This is a genomic window from Streptomyces sp. W16 (assembly GCF_033194735.1).
Classification (GTDB): Bacteria; Actinomycetota; Actinomycetes; order Streptomycetales; family Streptomycetaceae; genus Streptomyces.
Genome location: NZ_JAWOAI010000859.1, coordinates 1 through 2,586, shown reverse-complemented (window position 1 = coordinate 2,586; position 2,586 = coordinate 1). Strand labels below are relative to the sequence as shown.

The following is a 2,586-nucleotide window of genomic DNA, read 5'->3' as shown; positions in this document are numbered from 1 at the left end:
GGCGCAGGTCGCGCCGGGGAACGCCCGCAGCATGCGGGCGTTCCTGGCGGCGGGCTACCGTCCGGTGGGGTCGGAGGCGGTGCTGCTCAGCGCGCCCTGAGCGTCAGTGCCAGGGCTGGTAGTACGGGTTGCTCTCGCAGTCGCTCATGATCTCGACCTTGGTCTTCTTGTCGACCGGGCAGACGCCGATGACGTACTGCCGCTTGATGCCGCCGGGGAAGGCGACCTCGACCTGGTCGGCCCACTTGTGGGTGTCGCCGATGGTCTTGTTGACGTCCACGCCGCCGGGAGCGTCGATGTAGTAGTTGTAGCCCGACTTGTACCAGGTCTTGTACAGGTCGTGGTCGTAGGTCGTCGAGACGTACGGCGAGGGCTGGTTGACCAGGACGTACTTCTCGATGTCGTACTGGCCGTCGATGACGTCCTTGGGCGCGAAGCCCTGCTCGAAGACGACGGCCGGGCCGCGGCTGTCGCTGCGGTAGAGGGTGCCGCAGGTGGTGCGCCAGACCGGGTCGGGGGTGATGCGGCTGATGTCCACGCGCTGGTCGACGGCGGCCGTCGCGGGGTCGGCGACCAGGGGGCAGGCGGGCGCGGCGGCCCGGACCGGCGCACGGGTCGTGTGGGTGGGGACGGTGGCGGCGGTCGTGGCGAGGACGGCCGCGAGGGACAGGACGGCGGCAGCGGTCCGCCGCCGCAGATGCAGAGTGATCATGCGGGGCACGATCCCGGTTCTGCGGCGGCGGGTTGTGGATCATCACTCGTATGGGGGCGTGTCCAACTGACCGGATTTCAACGGAGATTCGGCCGGCTTCAGCGGAAGATGCCCGTGTGGCCGAGCGAGTAGCGGCCCGGCTGCGGGTAGACGGCGAGGCCGTGCGGGCCGCCGCCGACCTTGATGCGGGCGAGCTGGGTGCCGGTGCGGGTGTCGATGGCGTACACCTCGGAGTTGTAGCGGCCGGAGAGCCACAGGACCTTGCCGTCGGCCGAGACGCCGCCCATGTCGGGGCTGCCGCCGTTCGGCAGATGCCACTTCTTCGTCAGCCTGTTCTTGGTGAAGTCGAAGATGGAGATGGTGCCTTCGCCGCGGTTGGAGATGTACATCTCGCGCGAGTCGCGGCTGATGTACAGGCCGTGGCAGCCCTTGCCGGTGGGCAGGAAGTCCGGCTCGGCGAAGGTGTCGCCGTTCAGCACCCACATGCCGTTGGCCATCATGTCGGCGATGTAGAACCGCTTGCCGTCGGGCGAGATCTTGACGTCCTGCGGCATCGAGCCGTGGAACGGCAGTTTCCGCTGCCCGATGACCTTCATCTTCTCGGTGTCGACCTTGAGCAGTTCGCCGCTGAACTCGCAGGAGACGATGAAGTACCGGCCGTCCGTGGAGAAGTCGGCGTGGTTGACGCCGTAGCAGCTGACCGGGACCGCCTTCACCGTCTTCATGGTGTGCGCGTCCCGGAACACCAACTGCCGGTCGAGGGAGGCCATCACGATCGCGTACTTGCCGTTGGGCGTGAAGTAGAGGTTGTACGGATCGTGGACGTCAACGGGCTTGCCTGCCTTGCCCGTTCGCGGGTCGATCGGCGTGAGGGTGTTGCCCCGGTCGTTGTTGACCCACAGCGTCTTCAAGTCCCAGGAGGGGACGACGTGTTGGGGCTGGACTCCGACCGGGATGGTCTCGATGACCTTGTACGTCCTCGGGTCGATCACCGAGACCGTGTTGGAGCCGGTGTTGGGGACGTAGACCCGGGACGGGAAGTCCCTGACCACCGGGGAGAGCCTGCCTGGCCGGTCGGCCGCGTACACGTCGGCGGGGTCGAGCACCGGCGGCATCCCGGGCAGCCCCCGCACCTCCGGCTTCTTCTGCTTCTGTTGCTGCGGCTGGAGGGCGGCCTTGGTGCCGAGGGCCTCGTCGGCATGGTTCTGCGAGCCGCAGCCGGCCAGCACCATGAGGGCGGCGCCGGTGACCAGGGCGCGGGTGAGAGGGGTGGATCGCATCAGCTCAGCAGCTCCGTGGTCGTCACCGCGCGCAGTCCGCGGCGGTCGAGTTCTTGCAGTACGGCGGGGAGCGCGGCGACCGTGCCGGCGTACCCGAAGTGCATGCTCACGACGGAGCCGTCGCGGACCTCGGCGAGCACCTTGCGGGTGACGGCGGGGGCGCCGGGCTCGGTGAAGTCGAGGGAGTCGACGTCGTAGGACAGCACGTGCGGGTAGCCGACGCGGTGGGCCAGGCGCTGGACGAGGGGGGACGCGGCCGGGGCGCGCGAGGGTCTGAACCAGGTGCCGATCGAGCCGGTGAGCCGCTTGAGGCGGTCGGCGCAGCCGGTGATCTCGGCCAGCGCGTCGGCCTCGGACAGGGTGTTGACGGCGATGTGCCGCTGGGTGTGGTTGCCGAGGTCGTGGCCGCCGTCGAGGATGCGGCGGGCCATCCCGGGGTGGGTGTCGAGCCAGGTGCCGACGGCGAGGACGGTGACGCGGGCGCCGTGTTTCTCGGCCTCGGCGAGGAGGGCGGTGGCGATCTTCGGGTCGCCCTGGCCGTGGAAGGTGAGTGCGATCCGGGGGCGGTCGCGGGGTCCGTGGGTGATCTGCGCG

At 69.3% G+C, this 2,586-nt stretch carries 3 protein-coding genes and 1 pseudogene; 1 reads left to right on the top strand and 3 read right to left on the bottom strand.

Features of this window, described 5'->3' with window-relative positions:
- A pseudogene (locus R6V09_RS50540) lies at window positions 1–100 on the top strand (GNAT family N-acetyltransferase); the annotation flags it as partial.
- Between the two features lie 3 nt (window positions 101–103).
- Here R6V09_RS50540 and R6V09_RS50535 read toward each other — a convergent pair.
- The 3 genes from R6V09_RS50535 to R6V09_RS50525 all read right to left on the bottom strand — a co-directional run.
- Window positions 104–712, bottom strand: a complete 609-nt coding sequence (locus tag R6V09_RS50535) for an ADP-ribosyltransferase (RefSeq protein WP_317888155.1) — start codon at window positions 710–712, stop codon at window positions 104–106.
- A gap of 98 nt (window positions 713–810) precedes the next feature.
- On the bottom strand, window positions 811–1,992 hold the full coding sequence (locus tag R6V09_RS50530; RefSeq protein ID WP_317888154.1) for a YVTN family beta-propeller repeat protein: 1,182 nt from the start codon (window positions 1,990–1,992) through the stop codon (window positions 811–813).
- Window positions 1,992–2,586 (bottom strand): polysaccharide deacetylase family protein (locus R6V09_RS50525; protein WP_317888153.1); only part of this gene is annotated, 595 nt, incomplete at its 5' end. The genes R6V09_RS50525 and R6V09_RS50530, both read right to left, overlap by 1 nt.

What these genes read in the sequence shown, in the direction of transcription:
- R6V09_RS50535 (WP_317888155.1), bottom strand. Translation starts at nt 712, where the DNA reads ATGATCACTCTGCATCTGCGGCGGCGGACCGCTGCCGCCGTCCTGTCC.
- R6V09_RS50530 (WP_317888154.1), bottom strand. Translation starts at nt 1,992, where the DNA reads ATGCGATCCACCCCTCTCACCCGCGCCCTGGTCACCGGCGCCGCCCTC.